Annotated in this window: 18 protein-coding genes; 5 read left to right on the top strand and 13 right to left on the bottom strand. The window is 74.1% G+C overall.

Annotated elements, in window-relative coordinates:
* Positions 1-55: 55 nt before the first annotated feature.
* On the bottom strand, positions 56-466 hold the full coding sequence (locus KPL60_RS30100; RefSeq protein ID WP_226367905.1) for a VOC family protein: 411 nt from the start codon (positions 464-466) through the stop codon (positions 56-58).
* Positions 467-594: 128 nt separating this feature from the next.
* Between KPL60_RS30100 and KPL60_RS30095 the strand changes: the two genes are divergently transcribed.
* Positions 595-1,584 (top strand): Gfo/Idh/MocA family protein, encoded by a 990-nt coding sequence (locus KPL60_RS30095; RefSeq protein WP_226354211.1) that lies wholly within the window; start codon positions 595-597, stop codon positions 1,582-1,584.
* Positions 1,585-1,656: 72 nt separating this feature from the next.
* Positions 1,657-3,120 carry a peptide MFS transporter gene (locus KPL60_RS30090; RefSeq protein ID WP_226367904.1) on the top strand — a complete coding sequence of 488 codons (1,464 nt, stop codon included), beginning with the start codon at positions 1,657-1,659 and terminating at the stop codon, positions 3,118-3,120.
* Positions 3,121-3,186: 66 nt separating this feature from the next.
* Here KPL60_RS30090 and KPL60_RS30085 read toward each other — a convergent pair whose 3' ends face one another.
* The 3 genes from KPL60_RS30085 to KPL60_RS30075 all read right to left on the bottom strand — a co-directional run bounded on the left by KPL60_RS30085 (position 3,187) and on the right by KPL60_RS30075 (position 4,883).
* A complete protein-coding gene (locus tag KPL60_RS30085) occupies positions 3,187-3,465 on the bottom strand; it encodes a hypothetical protein (protein ID WP_062398562.1) in 279 nt (92 codons plus the stop codon).
* A 138-nt stretch (positions 3,466-3,603) separates the two neighbouring features.
* A complete protein-coding gene (locus KPL60_RS30080) occupies positions 3,604-4,023 on the bottom strand; it encodes a DUF1772 domain-containing protein (RefSeq protein ID WP_226354209.1) in 420 nt (139 codons plus the stop codon).
* Entirely contained in the window at positions 4,020-4,883 is an 864-nt protein-coding gene (locus KPL60_RS30075; protein WP_226367903.1) for an NAD(P)H-binding protein, read from the bottom strand. Before KPL60_RS30075 ends, KPL60_RS30080 begins: the two co-directional genes overlap by 4 nt.
* A gap of 134 nt (positions 4,884-5,017) precedes the next feature.
* On the opposite strand from KPL60_RS30075, the gene KPL60_RS30070 reads away from it, so the two are divergent.
* Positions 5,018-6,049: an AraC family transcriptional regulator gene (locus tag KPL60_RS30070; RefSeq protein WP_226367902.1), complete on the top strand. Its 1,032-nt coding sequence runs from the start codon at positions 5,018-5,020 to the stop codon at positions 6,047-6,049.
* A 370-nt stretch (positions 6,050-6,419) separates the two neighbouring features.
* Here the strand turns inward: KPL60_RS30070 and sigJ are convergent, their stop codons facing one another.
* Positions 6,420-7,286, bottom strand: a complete 867-nt coding sequence (gene sigJ, locus KPL60_RS30065; protein WP_226367901.1) for an RNA polymerase sigma factor SigJ — start codon at positions 7,284-7,286, stop codon at positions 6,420-6,422.
* A gap of 1 nt (position 7,287) precedes the next feature.
* On the bottom strand, positions 7,288-8,334 hold the full coding sequence (locus KPL60_RS30060) for an FAD-dependent oxidoreductase (RefSeq protein ID WP_226367900.1): 1,047 nt from the start codon (positions 8,332-8,334) through the stop codon (positions 7,288-7,290).
* Between the two features lie 107 nt (positions 8,335-8,441).
* Between KPL60_RS30060 and KPL60_RS30055 the strand changes: the two genes are divergently transcribed.
* Both KPL60_RS30055 and KPL60_RS30050 read left to right on the top strand, forming a co-directional pair.
* Positions 8,442-9,179, top strand: a complete 738-nt coding sequence (locus tag KPL60_RS30055) for an SDR family oxidoreductase (protein WP_226354204.1) — start codon at positions 8,442-8,444, stop codon at positions 9,177-9,179.
* 68 nt (positions 9,180-9,247) lie between these two features.
* Complete coding sequence (locus KPL60_RS30050; protein ID WP_226367899.1) at positions 9,248-9,763, top strand: bifunctional nuclease family protein; 516 nt, start codon at positions 9,248-9,250, stop codon at positions 9,761-9,763.
* On the opposite strand, the gene KPL60_RS30045 is transcribed toward KPL60_RS30050, so the two are convergent.
* The 7 genes from KPL60_RS30045 to KPL60_RS30015 form a co-directional block, all read right to left on the bottom strand.
* Positions 9,760-11,616 carry an ABC transporter ATP-binding protein gene (locus tag KPL60_RS30045; RefSeq protein ID WP_226367898.1) on the bottom strand — a complete coding sequence of 619 codons (1,857 nt, stop codon included), beginning with the start codon at positions 11,614-11,616 and terminating at the stop codon, positions 9,760-9,762. The two genes, KPL60_RS30050 and KPL60_RS30045, sit on opposite strands and share 4 nt — an antisense overlap.
* A gap of 49 nt (positions 11,617-11,665) precedes the next feature.
* The gene (locus KPL60_RS30040) at positions 11,666-12,901 is read right to left on the bottom strand and encodes a multidrug effflux MFS transporter (RefSeq protein WP_226367897.1); all 1,236 of its coding nucleotides are present in this window, start codon (positions 12,899-12,901) and stop codon (positions 11,666-11,668) included.
* 101 nt (positions 12,902-13,002) lie between these two features.
* Positions 13,003-15,324: an FdhF/YdeP family oxidoreductase gene (locus KPL60_RS30035; protein ID WP_226367896.1), complete on the bottom strand. Its 2,322-nt coding sequence runs from the start codon at positions 15,322-15,324 to the stop codon at positions 13,003-13,005.
* 127 nt (positions 15,325-15,451) lie between these two features.
* On the bottom strand, positions 15,452-15,934 hold the full coding sequence (locus KPL60_RS30030) for a carboxymuconolactone decarboxylase family protein (protein WP_226368271.1): 483 nt from the start codon (positions 15,932-15,934) through the stop codon (positions 15,452-15,454).
* Between the two features lie 41 nt (positions 15,935-15,975).
* A complete protein-coding gene (locus tag KPL60_RS30025; RefSeq protein ID WP_226367895.1) occupies positions 15,976-16,446 on the bottom strand; it encodes an Rrf2 family transcriptional regulator in 471 nt (156 codons plus the stop codon).
* 141 nt (positions 16,447-16,587) lie between these two features.
* A complete protein-coding gene (locus KPL60_RS30020) occupies positions 16,588-18,573 on the bottom strand; it encodes an acyl-CoA dehydrogenase (RefSeq protein WP_226367894.1) in 1,986 nt (661 codons plus the stop codon).
* Positions 18,570-19,289, bottom strand: a complete 720-nt coding sequence (locus tag KPL60_RS30015; protein ID WP_226367893.1) for a TetR family transcriptional regulator — start codon at positions 19,287-19,289, stop codon at positions 18,570-18,572. The genes KPL60_RS30020 and KPL60_RS30015 overlap by 4 nt, the downstream gene beginning before the upstream one ends.
* Positions 19,290-19,308 lie beyond the last annotated feature (19 nt).

Genomic DNA, 19,308 nt, shown 5'->3' with positions numbered 1-19,308 from the left:
CCGGGACCGCCGCTGCCGCACCCCCCGTGGGCGGCAGCGGCGGACCGGGCGCCGGTCACCCCCCGGCGACGGCCGACGGGTCCATCCACACGAACTCCAGGTGGTGGCCGTCCGGGTCGTCGATGCCGCGGCCGTACATGAAGCCGTGGTCCTCGGTCTTGCCGGACAGGGTGCCGCCCGCGGCCAGACCGGCGTCGATCAGCCGGTCGACGTCGTCGCGGCTCTCCACGCCGAAGGCGTTGATGACCTCCCGGGCGGTCCGCGGGTCGGCGACGCCGGGCTGCTCGGTGAACTCCCGGAACCGGTCCTGCGCCATCACCATGATCACGATGGCGTCGCTGACCACGAACGACGCGGTGCGCTCGTCGGAGAACTGCTCGTTCAGCCCGAAACCGAGCGCGGAGTAGAAGGTCTTCGCCGCGCCGAGGTCGGCGACCGGCAGGTTCACGAAGATCATGTTCGGCATCGCGGGCTCCTGTGTGGACGTGGCGCCGGAGGTTCCGGTGCCGTTCGAAGGGGTGGACCGGGCGCGGTGACCGGACTCATCGGTCGGCCGCCGGGAACTTCCCGCCGGGGCCGGGCAGGATCGGGGCCATGAGCGTGAAGTGGGGAATCATCGGTCCGGGCCGCATCGCCGACGCCGTCGCGCCGGACTTCGCGCACGTGCCCGGCGCCGAGCTCGTCGCCGTCGCGTCGCGTTCCGCGGAACGCGGCGCGGAGTTCGCCCGCCGGCACGGGATCGAGCGGGTGCACACCGGCTACCGGGCGATCCTCGACGACCCCGACATCGACGTCCTCTACGTCGCGACCCCGCACCCGCAGCACCGCGCGATCGCCCTGGCCGCGATCGAGGCCGGGAAGGCGCTGATGGTGGAGAAGGCGTTCACCGTCAGCTCCGTCGCGACCCGCGAGATCGCCGCGGCCGCCCGCCGCCGGGGCGTGTTCGTGATGGAGGCGATGTGGACGCGGTTCTTCCCGGCCGTCGTCCGGCTGCGCGAGCTCGTCGCCGAGGGCGCGATCGGGGAGGTCCGCTCCGTGCAGGCCGACCTCGGCGTGCGCAACCGCACCGCGGACGACGACCGCTTCTTCTCCCCGGAGCTCGGCGGCGGTGCCCTGTTCGACCTCGGCGTCTACGTGGTCTCGTTCGCCCAGATGCTGCTCGGCAGCCCCGGTACGGTCGCCGCGAGCGGTGCGCTGACGCCGTCCGGTGTGGACCTGGAGGAGTCGATCCTGCTCGGCTGGCCCGACGGCCGCAGCGCCGCACTGCAGGTCAGCCTGCAGTGCGCGATGCCCGGCTCGGCCCGGGTGATCGGCACCGAGGGCTGGATCGAGGTGCCGCCGCGCTTCCACCACCCGGACCGGATCGTGGTGCACCGGCACGGCGCCGACCCCGAGGAGATCGTGCTGCCGGCCACCGGGCGCGGCTACGCGCACGAGATCGAGGAGGTGACCCGCCGGGTCGCGGCCGGGGAGACCGAGAGCCCGGTCATGCCGCTCGCGGACACCGTCGCCGTCCAGGACGTCATGGCCGCCGTCGCCGACCGGGTCGGGATGGTCCCGGAAGAGGGACCGGCGTCCCTCTGACGGGTTGCGATGCGGTGACGGTCACTCGTCAAGCGCTTTACGACCGTTGCGTCGCGGAGTAGACCGAACGGCGTGTCCGACACCACGACCACATCCCAGCGCCGGGAGAGGACCTTTCTCGGCCACCCCGTCCAGCTCTCGACCCTGTTCGGCGTCGAGATGTTCGAGCGGTTCTCCTTCTACGGCATGCAGGGGATCCTGCTCATCTACATGTACTACTCGGCCACCCAGGGCGGCCTGGGTCTGGACGAGGGGGTGGCGGCGGGCATCGTCGGCGCCTACGGCGGCACCGTCTACCTCTCGACGATCCTCGCGGCCTGGTCCGCCGACCGGCTCTTCGGTCCCGAGCGGGTGCTGTTCGGCAGCGCCGTCTCGGTGATGGCGGGCCACATCGCGCTGGCCCTGGTCCCCGGTGCGCCCGGGCTCGCGATCGGCCTGGTGCTGGTCGCGTTCGGCAGCGGCGGGATCAAGGCGAACGCCTCGACGATCCTGGCGTCGCTCTACGGCCCGGGCGACGACCGTCGCGACGCCGGGTTCTCGATCTTCTACCTGGGCGTCAACATCGGTGCCTTCAGCGGGCCGCTGCTCACCGGGCTGCTGCAGTCGACGTGGGGCTTCCACATCGGCTTCGGCGCCGCCGCGGTCGGCATGGCGATCGGCCTGGTCCAGTACTGGTTCAACCGGCGCGCGCTCCCGGAGTCGGGCTGGGTCGTCCCGAACCCGCTCCCGGCCGCCACCCGGATCCGGGCCGGGATCGGCGCGGTCGCGCTGCTGGTCGTCGTCGGTGTCCTGATCGCCACCGACGTGATCACCGCCGACCGGCTGAAGTGGATCGTGTTCGGGATCGTCCTGGTCGCGACCGTCTCCTACTTCACGCTCATGTTGACCAGCCCGAAGGTGGACCGCGTCGAGCGCCGCCGGGTGCTGGCGTTCCTGCCGATGTGGCTCGCCTCGGTGATGTTCTGGGCGATCTTCCAGCAGATCTTCACCGTGCTCACCATCTACGCCGACAAGCGCCTGGACCGGACGATCCTCGGCTGGGAGATGCCGGTGACCTGGACCCAGTCGATCGAGCCGGTCTTCGTCATCCTGCTCGCCGGCGTCTACGCCACGGTGTGGACCAAGCTCGGGCCGCGCCAGCCGTCGTCGCCGCTGAAGATGGCGATCGGCACCGTGGTCGTCGGCTGCGCGTTCCTGCTGTTCGTGCCGTTCGCCGGCACCGGCGCCAACGGGACGCCGCTGCTCGCGGTCGTCGGGATCCTGCTGGTGTTCTGCCTGGCCGAGCTGTTCACCTCGCCGGTCGGGCAGTCGCTGTCGACCAAGCTGGCGCCGCAGGCGTTCCAGACCCAGATGGTGGCGCTGTTCTTCCTGTCGGTCTCGATGGGCACCGTGCTCTCCGGGCTGCTCGCGGAGCTCTACAGCGAGGGCGCCGAGGTGGCCTACTTCGGCATCACCGGGGTGACCGCGATCGTGGTCGGCCTGGTCGTCGTCGCGCTGGTGCCGAAGCTGAAGGTCCTGATGGAGGGCGTCCGCTAGGCTCCGGTCGAACACCGGTTCGATCCGTCCCCAGCTGTGCACACACCTGTGGACAACTCCGGTGGATCACCGACGACGGGTGCGCCGGATCGTCGGTGAGTCCATCGTGTCGCCGGCCATCTCCCGGGCGATCCGCACGACGTGCGCGCGGACGTCCGGGGGCTGGTCGGCGATCCGCATCGCCAGCATCTCCAGCACCGAGGCCAGGCCGAACGCGATCTCGGGGCGGCTGAGCCCGGCGTAGCGCGCCTGCACGGCCTCGTGCCGCAGCGCGGCCGCGGCGGCGAGCACCGTCTCGCGGTCGGTGCGCAGGGCGGCCAGCCGCCGTCGTTCGTGGGTGTTCATGCTCCCCCGGTCGTCGCTGCGGAGCCGTCGCGGGCGACGGCCGGTCCGCACCCGGGGGAGCGGGCGCGGCGACCAGCGTGCCCCGCCCGCCCCGGCAGACGCCAGACGGGTCCCCGAGATGTCGCACACACGTTCGACTCAGAGCAGCAGCAGGGCCACGCCGAGTGCCGAGAACGCCCCCCGGAGGTGGTTCGCGGCGCTCCACCGCGGGGCGAACGCGGCCCAGTCGCCGTCGCGCTCCAGGGCGTTGTTGAGCGGGATGTTCACCGCGGCGGTCACGGCGAACCCGGCCAGCACCGCGACCCCGCCCGCGATCCGCAGCGGCTGCCCGCCGAGCGCCCCGGCCACCGTCACCGCGCCGGCGAGCAGTGCGGTGCCGGCGAACAGCGTCCCGAACACCGGGTTCACGATCACCCGGTTCACCCCGCGCATCACCGCGACCGCCTCCGCGGCGGGGCGACGACGCAGGGCGGGGAGCACCGCGACCGAGAAGGCCAGGTAGACCCCGCCGAGCAGGCCGGCCCCGGTGAGGGTGGCGCCGTCGAGGACGCCGGTCATCCCGCCACCCCCGCCGCCCACTCCTCGACGGTCAGCACGCCGTCGACGGCGCCCCGCGGGCCGTGCGCGCGGATCTCCCCGCGGTTGAACGCCCGGTTCATCGCGACGTGCAGCCGCGCCCCGTCCGCGGACAGCCCGGCCCCGCGCAGCAGCCGCTCCATCTCCTCGTCCGGGACGCGCACGTAGGCCAGGTCCGGCAGGCCCAGCGCGGGCCCGAGCGCGGCGACGGCGTCGGGCACCGTCCGGTCCGCCGCGCCCTGCACCTCGACGGCCCCCGGCGCGTCCGGGGCGAGCAGTGCCGCGGCGGCGGCCCGGCCGACGTCGCGGGTGGCGACCATCGGCAGCGCGACGTCCGGGTCGACCGAGTCCGCGTGCACCCCGTGCGCCCGCATGGCGTCGACCGACCACAGGAAGGACTCCAGGAACAGGCCCGGCCGGACCCGGGTGACGTGCGCGTCGAGCGTCGCCAGCCGGGCCTCCTGGTCGTGCAGGCTGCCCAGGTACCCGGTCGCGGCGAGGTCGGGGCCGCCCGGAACCTCCGCCCCGAGCGAGCTCAGCGCGACGACCCGGGGCACGGCCGCGTCCCGCAGCGCGGCGACGACCGACTCCCCGAGCCGGGCCTGGTGGGCGGCGTGGTCGGGCCCGGTGACGTCGAACGGCAGCAGCACGAACGCGGCGGCCGCGCCGTCGAACGCCCGGCGCAGGAACGCCCGGTCGCCCAGGTCACCGGGCCACGGCCGCACCCCCGGCGCGGCGACGGCCGGGCGGCGCGCGACGGCGCGGACGTCCACCCCGGCCGCGGTCAGCTCCCGGACGACCTGCGATCCCACGTTCCCGGTCGCACCCAGCACGGTGATCATGTCGAACTCCTCTCGTCGGTGTCCGTCCACGATCACCGCCGTCGACCGGACGGAGAATGGCTATGGATCCACAACTGATGCTCGTTCGTCCACAGGTGGGGATGAGCTGTGGACGGACTGTCATGCTGTGCACCGTGTCCACCGCGCCGCCGTTCCCGGCCGCCGACCCGCTCGGGGAGGCGCTGCACGTGCTGCGGATGGACGGCGTCTTCTACTGCCGCTCCGAGCTCGGCGAGCCGTGGGGGATGACGCTGCCGCCGACGCCGGGCTGCCTCTGGTTCCACGTCGTCACCTCCGGCGGGTGCCGGCTCACCGTCGACGGCGCCGGCGCCGGCGCCGGCGCCGGCGCCGGCGGCGGGGACGGGACCGGGGACGGGGCCGACCGCGCGCTGCGGCCCGGCGAGCTCGTCGTCGTACCGCGGGGGACCGGGCACGTGCTGCGCAGCGCGCCCGGTGTGTCCGCCCCGGACATCCGGTCGATCCCGCACCCGATGCTCGACGGGCGCTACGCCCTGCTCCGGCACGGCGGCGACGGTCCGGTGACCCGGATGGTGTGCGGCGCGGTCCGGTTCTCCCACCCCGCCGCGGGCGACCTCGTCGCGAGCCTGCCCGACCTCGTCCGGGTCGAGCCGTCGCCGATCGGGGACCGGGTGCAGGACACACTGCGGCTGCTGGCCGCGGAGGTCGAGCACGGCGGCCCCGGCAGCGACGCGGTGATCACCCGGCTGGCCGACGTGCTGGTCCTCCAGGCGGTGCGCGGCCGGCTGCAGGCCGACGCGGCCACCCGCACCGGCTGGCTCGGGGCGCTCGCCGACGACCGGATCGGCCGCGCGCTCGCCGCGGTGCACCGCGAGCCGGAGCGGGACTGGACGGTCGCCGCGCTCGCCGCGACGGCGGCCATGTCGCGGTCGGCGTTCTCCGCCCGGTTCACCGAGCTCGTCGGCGAGTCCGCGATGGGCTACGTGACCCGGTGGCGGATGCACGCCGCCGCCGAGTTCCTGTCAGGGGGGAGTGGGACGGTGGCGCAGGCGGCCCACCGGTTCGGCTACCGCTCCGAGGCGGCGTTCGCGCGGGCCTTCTCGCGGGTCGTCGGGGAGCCCGCCGGACGGGTGCGCCGGCACGGGCTCGCGGGCACGGCCGACGCCCTCGCCGCCTTCCGGAGCTGATCCGGGCCCTCGCACACACGTTCGACAGAGGGCTGCTACGCTGCGGCGACGCCACCGTGAGAGGAGCAGCGCATCAGGTCGATCGTCCCGTATCCGGATCTCTCGCGACCGTTCTAGACGGCTGTATGCGATGGCATGCGCGTGTGTCGATGTCGTCGTATGACGCTATCTAGTGCTGGTGCGAGAAAGCGGTACAGAGTCGGATCGACGGTCGATGCACTCGTCTGCGCTTCTCTCGGGACGATCCGAGACAGGGCTAGAGAACGCTACGTGCGCCCGCCCGCTCGGGTCGTCTGCGCTTCTCTAGCGTGCGCGCGAGACGGCGGGAGAGAGCCCGAGGTGCCGCCGGCCGGCACCCGGGCCCGGGTGCTCACAGGTGGGCGAGCTTCTCCGGGTTGCGTACCGCGTAGACCGCGGTGACCAGGTCGGCCCCGTCCACCTCGGACACCTCGATGAGCACGACGCTGTCGACGCCGTCCGGCCCCCGCACCACCACCGCGGGGAGCCCGTTGAACTCCGCGGCGCCGGTCAGCGCACCCGGCAGCGGCCGCGCCGCCAGCCCGACGAGGAACCGCGCGACCTTCTCCGCCCCGCGGATCGGGCGCCGGGCCGCCGACACCGCGCCGCCGCCGTCGGCGAGCGAGACGACCTCGGGGGCCAGCAGCGCGGTCAGCGCCGCGACGTCGCCGCCCAGCGCCGCCCCGACGAACGCCTCCGCCACCCGACGGGCCCGGTCCGGGGGCACGGTGAAGCGCGGCCGGCGGGCCCGCACGTGCTCGCGCGCCCGGCGCGCGATCTGCCGGACCGTGGCGACCGGGCGCCCGGTCGCGGCGGCGATCTCGTCGTAGCCGGTGCCGAAGGCCTCCCGCAGCACGAACACCGCACGCTCCTCCGGGGCGAGAGTCTCCAGCACGAGCAGCATCGCGACGGTCACGTCGTCGGTGCGCAGGGCGCGGTCGGCGGCGCCGTCGTCGCCGGTCGGCAGCGGGTCGGGCAGCCACGGTCCCGGGTAGGTCTCCCGGGCCCGGGCCACGGTGCGCAGCCGGTTCAGCGCCTGCCGCGACACCACCCGCGCCAGGTACGCCCGCGGGTTCCCCACCTCGTCGTGCGCGGTGGCCGACCAGCGCAGCCAGCTGTCCTGCAGCACGTCCTCGGCGTCGGCGACGCTGCCGAGGATCTCGTAGGCGACGGCGAACAGCAGGCCGCGGTGACGGTCGAACTCGGCGAGCGGGTCCACCTCAGGCCACCCGCCCCCGGGCCCGGCGCAGCGCATAGCGGCACACCTGCTCCTTCACCACGGCCGCCGCGCCGCCGCCGAGCGCGACCGGCCGGGGCACGTCGTGGCGGTCCACGAGCTGGATCAGCGCGGCATCCGGCCCGAGCGCCAGGCACTGCGCGGCGTAGGACACCGAGGCCGCCGGTGCGGGGCGTCCGCGCAGGCCCGCGAGCACGGTCCGTGCCGCGGCGACCCCGAGCGGGAGGGCGGCCTGGCAGCTCGCGCGGACCAGCCCGACCTCCGGTGGGGCGGCGACGGCGTCGCCCGCGCCGACGATCCGGGCGTCGCCGGTGCAGGTGAGCGTGGCGTCGGTGCGCAGGCGGCCGTCGTCGTCGACGGGCAGGCCGGAGTCCCGGGCCAGCCCCGGGACCGCGGGCGTCGTGGTCCACACGACCAGTTCGGCGCCGAGCGCGGCCGGGTCGGTCACCGTGACGCCCTCACCGACCTCCACCCCCAGCGACGCCAGCCGGGCGCGGACCCGGTCCCGGCTGCGGGCGGGCAGCTCCGCGGCGACCGGGCCCGCCGACAGCAGCCGCACGCGCAGGCCGGGCCGGGCGGCGGCGAGCTCGGTGGCCGTCTCCAGCCCGGTCAGCCCCGCCCCGACGACGGCGACGACCGCCCCGTCGGGCAGGGCCGCGGCGGCGTCGTGCACCCGGCGGGCGCCCTCCAGGGTGTCCACCCGCAGCGCGCCGTCCGGGGCCGTCCCCGCCCCGCTGCCGACCGCGTACACGAGCCGATCGAACCGCAGCACGTCGCCGTCGTCGAGGGTCGCCGTGCCGTCCCCGATCCGGGTGACCCGCGCCGCGCGGGTGCGGACCCGCCGGTGCAGGACCTCGCGCAGCGGGACCGTCGCCGCCCCGGTGCCCGCGGCGAGCCGGTGCAGCCGCACCCGCTCGACGAACTCCTCCCGCGGGTCGACGACCGTGACCGCCGTCCCGCCCGCCGCGATCCGGTTCGCCGCAGCGACCCCCGCGTACCCCGCTCCGACCACCAGCACCGTCGCGTCCATGTCGCTCTCCTCCCGTGTGTGCGCTGTCGGGACTCCGACACCGCCCGGGCCGCCCGCGTGACGATCTGTGTCCGGGGTCACCGGTCGGCGCGTGGCAGGGTGGGCCCATGAGCGGGGTGGCGGTGGTGACCGGGGCCGGGTCGGGCATCGGCGAGGCGGTGACCCGCGGCCTGCTCGACGCCGGCTGGCGGGTCGCACTGGCCGGGCGCCGGCGTGAGCCCCTGACCGGGGTCGCGGCGGGCCGCGACGGGACGCTCGCCGTCCCCACCGACGTCACCGACCCCGCCTCGGTCGACGCCCTGTTCGCCGCGGTGCACGAGCGCTGGGGCCGGGTCGACCTGCTGGTCAACAACGCCGGCACGTTCGGCGCGGGCGGCACCGTCGACGAGATCTCCGTCGAGGACTGGAACGCGGCCGTCGCGGTCAACCTCACCGGCTCGTTCCTCTGCGCCCGGGCGGCGTTCGCGGCGATGCGGGCCCAGGACCCGCAGGGCGGGCGGATCATCAACAACGGCTCGATCTCCGCGCACGTCCCCCGGCCGGGCAGCGCGCCCTACACCGCCACCAAGCACGCGATCACCGGGCTGACCAAGTCGCTCTCGCTCGACGGCCGCGGGTTCGGCATCGCCTGCGGTCAGATCGACATCGGCAACGCCGCCACCGAGATGACCGCGGGCATCGCGACCGGCGCCAAGCAGGCCGACGGCTCGGTGCGGCCGGAGGCCACCTTCGACGTCCGGCACGTGGCCGACGCCGTCGTCTACATGGCCGGGCTGCCGCCGGAGGCGAACGTGCAGTTCCTGACCGTCGCGGCGACGACGATGCCCTGGCTCGCCCGGGGCTGAGGGGGCGTCTCTTTCTGAGACTTCCGTCACCTGCCGTCGCGGGGGACACTGTGCGAATGACTCGGAGGATGCACGTCCTTCGCCTGATCGTGCATGCCCGGTCGCGCCAGCCGGTGCTGCTGCTCGGCGAGGCCGACGGCGACCGCTGCGTGCCGGTGTTCCTGCGGCCCCCGCAGGCCGAGGTCATCGCCGTGGGCCCGCGCGACGACGAGGGCACCCCGCTCACCCAGGACGTGCTGCTCCCGGTCGTGGAGGCCCTGGGCCGCACCCTGGAACAGGTCGAGATCTCGGACCTCGTCGACGGCGTCTACACCGCCGAGCTGGTCTTCGACGGCGGCACCCGGCTGGCCGTGCGACCGTCGGACGCGTTGTCGCTGGCCGTCCGGGAGGGGCTGCCGATCGGGATGGCCGAGCACGTGCTCGACGAGGTCGGCCAGGCCGTCGACGACGTCCTGCCCCCCGACGGCGACGACACCACCGGCGCCGCCGCGCAGGCCCGCGCGGCCACCGCCGGCCCGCCGGAGCAGCAGATGCAGGAGTTCCGCGAGTTCATCGACGAGGTGTCGCCGGAGGACTTCCGCTAGGCCGCGGCCGGCGCCCCGGCCCACAGCTCGGCGTAGCGCCCGCCCCGGGCGAGCAGCCCGGCGTGGTCCCCGCGCTCGACGATCCGGCCCTGTTCGAGCACGAGGATCTCGTCTGCGTGGCGGACGGTGGACAGCCGGTGCGCGATGACGAGCGCGGTCCGCCCGTCCAGCGCCTCGGCCAGCGCCGCCTGCACCGCGGCCTCCGAGGTGGTGTCCAGGCTGGCCGTGGCCTCGTCCAGCACCACGATCCGCGGCCGGGCCAGCAGCACCCGCGCGATCGTCATCCGCTGGCGCTCCCCGCCGGACAGCCGGTACCCCCGCTCCCCGACGACGGTCCCGAGTCCGTCCGGCAGGGCCGCCACCAGGCCGTCGAGCCGGGCCCGGCGCAGCGCCGCCCACAGCTCGGCGTCCGTGGCCTCCGGTGCCCCGATCCGCAGGTTCGCCGCCACCGTGTCGTGGAGCAGGTGCCCGTCCTGGGTCACGAACCCGACCGCGCGGTGCACCGAGGCGGTCGTCAGCTCGCGCACGTCCACCCCGCCGATCCGGACCGCGCCGTCGCCGACGTCGTAGAGGCGGGCGAGCAGCTGGGCGACCGTGGACTTCCCGGCCCCCGACGACCCGACGACCGCCACCACCGCCCCGGGCGCCGCGCGGAACGAGACGTCGTGCAGCACCTGCTCGCCGCCGCGGGTGTCGAGCGTCGCGACCTCCTCCAGCGACGCCAGCGACACCTGGTCGGCGGTCGGGTAGGCGAACGAGACCCGGTCGAACTCGACGCCGACCGGCCCGTCGGGCACCGGGCGCGCGTCCGGGGCGTCGGTGATCATCGGCTCCAGGTCGAGCACCTCGAGCACCCGCTCGAAGCTGACCAGCACGGTCATGATCTCCATCCGGGCGCCGGCCAGCGCGGTCAGCGGCTGGTAGAGCCGGGTCAGCAGCAGCGCGAGCGCCACGACGTTCCCCGCCGACAGCGCCCCGGCCAGCGCGAACCCGCCCCCGACCCCGTAGACGACGGCGACGGCCAGCGACGACGCGAGCGTCAGCGCCGTCACGAACGTCCACTGCAGCATCGCCGAGCGCACCCCGATCGCACGGACCCGGTCGGCCCGTTCGGCGAACTCCGCGGACTCGCGCTCCGGGCGGCCGAACAGCGTGATCAGGGTGGCGCCGGGCGCGGAGAACCGCTCGGTCATCCGGGTGCTCATCGCCGCGTTGTGGTCCGCGGCCGCCCGCTCCAGCGCGGCCAGCCGCCGCCCCATCAGCCGGGCCGGGACCAGGAACGCCGGCAGCAGCAGCGTCACCAGCAGGGTCACCGGCCAGGAGATCACCAGCATCGCGGCGAGGGTCAGCACCAGCACGACGACGTTGGACACCACCCCGGCGAGGGTGTCGGAGAACGCCCGCTGCGCCCCGAGCACGTCGGAGTTCAGCCGCGACACCAGAGCGCCGGTGCGGGTGCGGGTGAAGAACGCGACCGGCATCCGCTGCACGTGGTCGAACACGGTGGTCCGGAGCTGGTGGATCAGGCTCTCGCCGAGGTTCGCCGAGTACCAGCGGGTCAGCATCGACAGCGCCGCCTCGACCAGCGCGACGGCCGCCATCAGCCCGGCCAGCAGCGCGAGCACCGACAGCGGCTCGCCGCGGGTCACCGCGTCGGTGGCCCGCCCGGCCAGCAGCGGCACCGCCACCGTCAGCACGGCGGCGGCGGTGCTCACGGCGAGGAACGCCGCGATCCGCCGCCGGTGCGGCCGGGCGAAGGCCAGGATCCGACGGGCCGTCTCCCCGGCCGGGCGGGTGCGCCTGCCGGGCTCGGTGCTCGCGTTGCGCAGGGCCGTCCAGGTGCTCGCGTCCATGGTGCGGCACGCTACGAACTGAAGTTGACTTCAGGTCAAGTGCGGGCTCTCACGCGGCCGCGAGCCCGGGCTCCTCGTTCAGGTCCGGCAGCGTCCACGGCCGTGCGACGACGACCAGCGCGATCCCGGCGAGCGCGATCGCGCCGAACATGGCGGTGCCCATCGCGGCCGCGTCGTTGCCGAGCAGCCCGACCACGGGCGAGGTCGCGGCGCCGATCCCGAACTGCAGCGACCCCAGCAGCGCCGACGCCGTCCCGGCGGACTCGCCGTGCCGGGCCAGCGCCAGCGCGGGCGCGTTCGGCAGGACGAAGCCACAGGCCAGCAGCAGTGCCCACACCCCGGCGAGCACGGCGGGCAGGCCGCCGGTGCCGGTCGCGGTGAGCACGGCCAGCACGAGCCCGACGAGCACCCCCGCGGCGACGGCGGTCGACATCACCTGGCGGGGCTCGAAGCGGCGCAGCACCACCGGGTTGAGCTGGGTGCCGACGACCAGCCAGATCGCGCCGGCGCCGAAGGCGATGCCGAACGTCTGCTGGTCCATCCCGAACTGCTGCTGGTAGACGTACGCGGCGCCGGAGACGTAGCTGAACAGCGCGCCCATCGCGAGCCCGGCGACGAGCACCAGCCCGACGAAGGTCCGGTCGCGCAGCAGCCCGCCGTAGGTCCGCAGGGTGGGGCCGAACCGGGCCGACCGGCGTCGGGAGACGGGGAGGGTCTCGGGCAGCCCCGAGGTGACCACGGCCAGCATGACCAGGCCGTAGCCGGCCAGGAACAGGAAGACCCCGCGCCAGGAGACCCAGTTGAGCAGGGCGGCGCCGAGGGTCGGGGCGAGCACCGGGAAGGCGCCCATCACCAGGATCAGCCGCGAGAGCATGGTCGCTGCGGCCCGGCCGGTGAACAGGTCGCGCACCACGGCGAGACCGATCACCGCGCCCGCCGAGGCGCCGACGCCCTGCAGCACCCGCAGCACCGCCAGCAGCTCGATGCTCGGGGCGAGGGCGACCAGCGCGGAGGCCAGCACGTGCACGGCGGTGCCGGCGAGCAGGAGCCGGCGCCGGCCGTAGGCGTCGGACAGCGGGCCGATCACCAGCTGGCCGAGCGCGAGACCGGCGAGCGTGCCGGTCAGCGTCAGCTGCACGACCGGCTCGGACGCGACGAGGTCGCGCCCGACGTCCGGCAGCGCGGGCAGGTACGTGTCGATCGTCAGTGGACCGAGCGCGATCAACGCGCCCAGGATCAGCGCGATCCGTAATCGGCTCGGCGCGGTGACTGCAGTGGTGGTCACTCGGACGTCCCCCCTCGTGTGGCCGAACGGTGCAACCTCACGAGGGGTGACGCCGATTCCGCCCGGACATCACCGGACGGGTGAGCGCGCTCACACGTCGATCACCGGGTGGCGGGCTCCAGTCGCACCTGCACCCACTTCGACGTCGGGCAGCGCGAGGACTCCGCGTAGGACTCGAGCGGGATCAGCGGGTTCGTCTCCGGGTAGTACGCGGCGATGCAGCCCTTCGGCGTCGAGTACGACACCAGCCGGAAGTCGTCCGCGCGCCGCTCGCTGCCGTCGGTCCACTCGCTGACCAGATTCACCCGGTCGCCGTCGGCGAAGCCCAGCTCGCGCAGGTCGGCGTCGGAGATGAACACGACCCGGCGGCCGGAGTGGATGCCGCGGTAGCGGTCGTCCAGGCCGTAGATCGTGGTGTTGAACTGGTCGTGGCTGCGCAGGCTCTGCAGGACCAGGCGGCCCTCGGGCAGCGTCAGCACCTCCAGCGGGCTGACGGTGAACTCCGCCTTGCCCGACGCCGTCGGGAAGGTGCGGCTGTCCCGCGGCGGGTGGGCGAGGGTGAACCCGCCGGAGCGGGCGATCTTCTCGGTGTAGGCCTCGCAGCCCGGGACGACCCGGCCGATCCGGTCGCGGATGCGGTCGTAGTCGGCGGCGAAGTCGGCCCACGGGACGAGGTGGTCGGCGCCGAGGGTGGCCCGCGCGATCCCGCACAGGATGTCGACCTCGGAACGCAGCAGCTCACCGGCCGGCTCGGAGCGGCCGTGCGAGGCGTGCACCGCCGACATCGAGTCCTCGACGGTGACCCGCTGCGCCCGGCCGCCGGTCAGGTCCTTCTCGGTGCGCCCCAGCGCGGGCAGGATCAGCGCGTCGGTCCCCGCGACGACGTGCGACCGGTTCAGCTTGGTCGAGATCTGCACGGTCAGCGCGCAGCGCTCCAGCGCCGGCTCGGTGACGCCGGTGTCCGACATCGCCTGGGAGAAGTTGCCGCCCAGGCCGACGAACACACTCGCCCGCCCGTCGGCCATCGCCTGCACCGCCGCGACCGAGTCGTGGCCGTGCTCGCGGGGCGGCTCGAAGCCGAACTCGTCGCGGATCGCGTCGAGGAAGCTGTCCGCGACCCGCTCCCAGATGCCCATCGTGCGGTCGCCCTGCACGTTGGAGTGACCACGGACCGGGCACAGGCCCGCGCCCGGCTTGCCGATCATGCCCTGGAGCAGGGCGACGTTCACCATCTCCTTGATCGTGTTCACGGCGTTGCGGTGCTGGGTGATGCCCATCGCCCAGCAGTTCACGATCCGCTTCGAGGTCGCGAGCATCTCCGCGGCCTTCTCGATCTCGCCCCAGGTGAGCCCGGTCGCGGCGACGACGGCGTCGCGGTCCAGGTCCTTCACGTGCGCGGCGTAGGCCTCGAAGCCGTTCGTGTGCCGCTCGATGAAGTCGCGGTCCAGCACGCTGCCCGGGTTGCGGTCCTCGGCGGCGAGCAGCAGGTGCCCGAACGCCTGCCACAGCGCGAGGTCGCCGTTGCTGCGGATCTGCAGGAACTCGTCGGCCAGGTGGGTGCCGATGCCGGACATGCCGCGCGGGGTCTGCGGGTTGTCGAACTTGAACAGCCCGGCCTCGGGCAGCGGGTTGACCGCGAGGATCCGCGCGCCGTTCTTCTTGGCCGTCTCCAGCGCCGACAGCATGCGTGGGTGGTTGGTGCCCGGGTTCTGCCCGGAGATGACGATCAGGTCGGCGTCGTGCAGGTCCTGCAGCGAGACCGAGCCCTTGCCGACGCCGATCGCCTCGGCCAGGCCGACCGAGGTCGACTCGTGGCACATGTTCGAGCAGTCGGGCAGGTTGTTCGTGCCGTAGGCGCGGGCGAACAGCTGGTAGACGAACGCGGCCTCGTTCGAGGCTCGGCCGGAGGTGTAGAACAGCGCCTCGTCCGGGCTCGACAGGGCGCGCAGGTGGGTCCCGACCAGGTCGAACGCGTCGTCCCACGAGATGGGCTCGTAGTGCGTGCCGCCGGCCCGGCGGACCATCGGGTGGGTCAGCCTGCCCTGGCTCTCCAGCCAGTGCGCACTGCGGTCCCGCAGGTCGGCGATGGAGTGCTCGGCGAAGAACTCGGGGGTGACCCGGCGGCGGTCGCCCTCCCAGGACACGGCCTTCGCGCCGTTCTCGCAGAACTCGGCGGTGTGCCGCTCGCCCGGGGCCGGGTCCGGCCAGGCGCAGCTCATGCAGTCGAAGCCGTCGACCTGGTTCATCGTGAGCAGGTTCTTGGCGGTCTTCACCACGCCCTGTTCGGCGAGGGAGCGCTTCATGGAGATCGCAACGGCCTTCGCCCCGGCGGCGGAGGTCTTCCGATCCGAGACGCGCAGATCGGACTCCTCGGTATCGACCGGGGGGTGGATCGGGGCGCTGTTGACCGGGGTGGGGGACACGGGCACCTCATCTGGAACACAACGACAGCAGAACGAGTCAGGCTACCCACGCGTGCGGGGCTCGGAAACGATGTTGCCCCAGCGCAGGATCAGGCGCGCAGCAGGCCTGTGGGTGACGACTAATGTATCAGTCGCGACTCGCGGATGCGGTGCGTCGGTGGCTCCCTGCGACCTGCCGGGTGGCGACGCTGATCCGGTTCCAGGCGTTGATCGTCGCGATCGTGGTGACCAGCAGGGTCAGGGCCCGCTCGTCGAACACCGCGGCGGCCTCGTCCCACACCGCGTCCGGGACGGCGTCGGGCCGGTCGGCCAGCCGGGTCACCTCCTCGGTGAGGGCCAGCGCGGCCCGCTCCTCGCGGGTGAACCACGGGGCCTCCCGCCAGGCGGCGACGGAGAACAGGCGCTCGACGGTCTCGCCGGAGTCCAGCGCGTCGTGCGAGTGCATGTCCATGCAGAAGCCGCAGCCGTTGATCTGCGACGCCCGCAGCCGCACGAGCTCCTGCAGGGCGTGCGGGAGGACGGCGTCGTCGCGGGTGGAGGCCTCCAGCGCGGTCAGGGCGCGGTAGCTGTCCGGGACGTGGCGGTAGGGCCGGGCGATGCGCGGTTCCATGGTGGTTCCCTCCGGGTCGGTGGCGTTCGTCGGTGGTGCGGTCACGGTGCGAGTGCGGCCCGGACGCGCTGCGGTGCGTCCGGGGCGGTGCGGACGACGTCCGCGGCGACCTCGGCGAGCGAGCGGCCGGCCAGCTCGCGACGCCAGGCGAGCTCGGCCGAGCGCATGGACAGCGAGATCGCACAGTGGCCGGAGTAGTCGAGCGCCGGGTCCCCACCCGGCGCCGCGCCGAGGATGGAGGTGCAGCGGAACGCCTCCTCCGGTCCCTCCAGTGCGACGACGACGTCGAGCAGGGACACCTCCGCCGGGTCCCGGGCGAGGCGGAAGCCGCCGCGCGGGCCGGGCACCGACTCGCAGATCCCGGCCCGGACCAGGGCCTGGAGCTGCTTGTTCAGGTAGGCGGGCGGGAGGTCGTAGAAGCCGGCCAGCCGGGCGCCGGGCACCGGCCCGCCGACCCAGGCGAGGTTCAGGCAGCAGTGCAGTGCCCACTCGACGCCCTGGCTCATCCGCATGTTCCGGATACTACGTATCCAGGATCTACTTTGTCCAGGATTCGGGCGACGCCGGTCTCCGCGAACTTCCGAGGCACACGACCGACGGCCGGCCCCGGAAGCTCCCGGGGCCGGCCGTCGGTCGTGCGGGGTGGTCGCGGCTCAGCCGGTCTCGACCTGGTCGGTCAGGGGCTCGGCCGGACGGCCGGGGGCGGGGGCCCACGCCTCGTCGTCGAGCATCGGGCAGGCCAGCCACTCCTCCGGGACGCCGAAGCCGTCGACCAGCGTGCGGGCGTAGGGCCGCAGCTCGGCGCACAGCGCGTTGACCAGCGGCCGGATCGAGCGGGACTCGGCCGCGGTGAGCCGGCCGGTCTCCAGGTACCAGGCCCGCTCGCGGTCGATCACGGTGAGCACGTGCAGGTCGTAGACCCGCTCGAGCAGCGCGCGCACCGCCGGGTCGCCGACGGTCACGAGCTTGTCCGCGAACGACGCCTCCACCAGCGTGTCCACGTGCGCCCGGGCCGCGGCGAGCAGCAGGTCCTGGGCGGAGTTGAAGACGGCGAACTCGTCGTTGCCCTTGCGCATGGCCGGTGCCAGGTTGCGGATCGCGGCGGCCAGGGTGTCCTCGCGACGGACCGCGAGCAGCTCCCGGCGGCGCGCGCGGTCGGTCAGGTCGATCCCGCGGAACGGGAGCCGCCGGGTCAGCGACGCGGCCCCGGTGTGCTCGGCCAGCACCCCGGCGAGCTGACGGCCGAGCAGCGGCGCGATCTCGAGCGGGTTGCCCTTCTTGATCGTGCGGCCGTAGTCCGACAGCAGCTCCTTGGCCAGCAGCTGGAGCAGGACCGTGTTGTCGCCCTCGAACGTGGTGAACACGTCGGTGTCCGCCTTGAGGGCGGGCAGCAGGTTCTCCTCCAGGTAGCCCGCGCCGCCGCAGGCCTCCCGGCAGGTCTGGATGGTGTGCGTGGCGTGCCAGGTCGCGATCGCCTTGATCCCGGCGGCGGACTGCTCGAGCGTGCGCTGCTCGCGTGCGCCGACCGGTCCGGCACCGGGGGCCTGGATGTCGTGCATCCGCTGGACCAGGTCGTCCTGGGTGAAGTGCAGGGCGAACGTGGTCGCCAGCGCGGGCAGCAGCTTCTGCTGGTGGGCGAGGTAGTCGAGGACGGCGATCTCCTCGCCGGTCGCCGGGTTGGCGAACTGGCGACGGCGCTCGCCGAACCGCACGGCCAGGGTGAGCGCCTTCTCGGTCGCCGCGCCGGCGCCGCCCGCCACCGAGATGCGGCCGCGGACCAGCGTGCCGAGCATGGAGAAGAACCGTGCCGTCTCGTTCTCGATCGACGACGAGTACGTCCCGTCCGGGGCGACGTCGGCGAAGCGGTTGAGGAGGTTCTCGCGCGGGATGCGGACGTGGTCGAAGGCCAGCCGTCCGTTGTCGACGCCGTTGAGTCCGGCCTTGCGGCCGTCGTCGCCGATCTGCACGCCGGGCAGGGCCTTGCCGTCGCTGTCGCGCAGCGGCACGAGGAAGGCGTGCACGCCGGGCTTCTCGTCGCCGGTGATCAGCTGGGCGAACACGACCGCCATCCGGCCGTCCCGCGCGGCGTTGCCGATGTACTCCTTGCGGGCCTGCGGGTACGGGGTGTGGACGACGAACTCGCCCGCCTCCCGGTCGTAGGTCGCGGTGGTGTGCAGGTGCTGGACGTCCGAGCCGTGCCCGGTCTCGGTCATCGCGAAGCAGCCGAGCAGCTCGCCGTCGATGATCTTGCGGAGGTACTGCTCGTGGTGCCGCTCGGTGCCGAGCACCTGGACCGCGCCGCCGAACAGGCCCCACTGCACACCGGCCTTGACCAGCAGCGACAGGTCGCCGTAGGCGAGCATCGCGAACGCGGCGACGACCCCGCCGACGTCGCCCTGGCCGCCGACCGACGGGTCGAACCCGGTGTGCGGGCGGCCCGAGGACGTCAGGAACTTCAGCGAGTCGGTGATCCACTCGCGGTACTGCGCCGAGGTCAGGTCGGGGTCCGCGCGCATCTCGGCGTTGGCCGCCAGCTGCTCGCGGGTCTCCTGCCGGGCCCGGGCCCAGCGCCCGTCGACGACGGTGCGGAGCGCCTCGGCGGGGACGGCGTCGGGGCTCGGAAGGGTGCTGCGGGTCATGACTGAACCTCCTGCTGCACGTGCGATGCCAGGCCGGACAGTCCGGACCAGGCCAGGTCGGTGAGATGGGCGGCGATCCGCTCGCGCGGGGTGCCGTCCGGGCGGGCGAGCCAGTCGTCGGCCGCCCCCCGGACGAGGCCGACGATCGCGTGGCCCCAGATGCGGGCCGCGGCCCGCGGGTCGGTGCCGGCCCCCGCCGCGGTGCCGAGGTTGCCGGTGATGACCACCGCCACCTCGTCGCCGATCACGGTCACGAGGTCGTTGACCGGGTCGCTCGCCTCGGTGCGGCCGGTGTCGGCGGTGGGGGCACGCCGGGTGGTGCCCTGGGTGAGCAGCGGTCGCTGTACCACGAACCGGTACAGCTCCGGGTCGATCTCGATCAGCCTGAGGTAGGCGTCGATGCCGGCCGCGACGGCCGCACGCGGCCCGCGCCCGGTGTCGGACAGGGCTTCGGCGGTGGCCCGCCGGACCTCGGCCAGCAGGACGCCGGCCACCGACTCGCAGATCGCGGTGTAGAGGCCGGCCCGGTCGCCGAAGTGCCGGTAGATCACGGTCTTGCTGGTCCCGGCGGACGCGGCGATCTCGTCCATCCCGATGCTGGCGCCGTGCCGGCGGATGGCTCCGATCGCGGACCCGACGAGTGCCACCCGCCGCTGCTCGCGGTGGGCGTCCCATCGGCTGTCGCGTCTGTCCCGTCCGGCCTTCACGAAACCCATAGTACCGTGTACCTTGAGT

Source organism: Pseudonocardia sp. ICBG162 (genome assembly GCF_020496225.1).
GTDB classification, from domain to species: Bacteria; Actinomycetota; Actinomycetes; order Mycobacteriales; family Pseudonocardiaceae; genus Pseudonocardia; species Pseudonocardia alni.
Note: the sequence above shows the minus strand (reverse complement) of the source record. Positions and strands in the feature narration are given on the sequence as shown.

What these genes read in the sequence shown, in the direction of transcription:
- KPL60_RS30100 (WP_226367905.1), bottom strand. Translation starts at nt 466, where the DNA reads ATGCCGAACATGATCTTCGTGAACCTGCCGGTCGCCGACCTCGGCGCG.
- KPL60_RS30095 (WP_226354211.1), top strand. Translation starts at nt 595, where the DNA reads ATGAGCGTGAAGTGGGGAATCATCGGTCCGGGCCGCATCGCCGACGCC.
- KPL60_RS30085 (WP_062398562.1), bottom strand. Translation starts at nt 3,465, where the DNA reads ATGAACACCCACGAACGACGGCGGCTGGCCGCCCTGCGCACCGACCGC.
- KPL60_RS30080 (WP_226354209.1), bottom strand. Translation starts at nt 4,023, where the DNA reads ATGACCGGCGTCCTCGACGGCGCCACCCTCACCGGGGCCGGCCTGCTC.
- KPL60_RS30075 (WP_226367903.1), bottom strand. Translation starts at nt 4,883, where the DNA reads ATGATCACCGTGCTGGGTGCGACCGGGAACGTGGGATCGCAGGTCGTC.
- KPL60_RS30060 (WP_226367900.1), bottom strand. Translation starts at nt 8,334, where the DNA reads ATGGACGCGACGGTGCTGGTGGTCGGAGCGGGGTACGCGGGGGTCGCT.
- KPL60_RS30055 (WP_226354204.1), top strand. Translation starts at nt 8,442, where the DNA reads ATGAGCGGGGTGGCGGTGGTGACCGGGGCCGGGTCGGGCATCGGCGAG.
- KPL60_RS30050 (WP_226367899.1), top strand. Translation starts at nt 9,248, where the DNA reads ATGCACGTCCTTCGCCTGATCGTGCATGCCCGGTCGCGCCAGCCGGTG.
- KPL60_RS30045 (WP_226367898.1), bottom strand. Translation starts at nt 11,616, where the DNA reads ATGGACGCGAGCACCTGGACGGCCCTGCGCAACGCGAGCACCGAGCCC.
- KPL60_RS30030 (WP_226368271.1), bottom strand. Translation starts at nt 15,934, where the DNA reads ATGGAACCGCGCATCGCCCGGCCCTACCGCCACGTCCCGGACAGCTAC.
- KPL60_RS30025 (WP_226367895.1), bottom strand. Translation starts at nt 16,446, where the DNA reads ATGCGGATGAGCCAGGGCGTCGAGTGGGCACTGCACTGCTGCCTGAAC.
- KPL60_RS30020 (WP_226367894.1), bottom strand. Translation starts at nt 18,573, where the DNA reads ATGACCCGCAGCACCCTTCCGAGCCCCGACGCCGTCCCCGCCGAGGCG.
- KPL60_RS30015 (WP_226367893.1), bottom strand. Translation starts at nt 19,289, where the DNA reads ATGGGTTTCGTGAAGGCCGGACGGGACAGACGCGACAGCCGATGGGAC.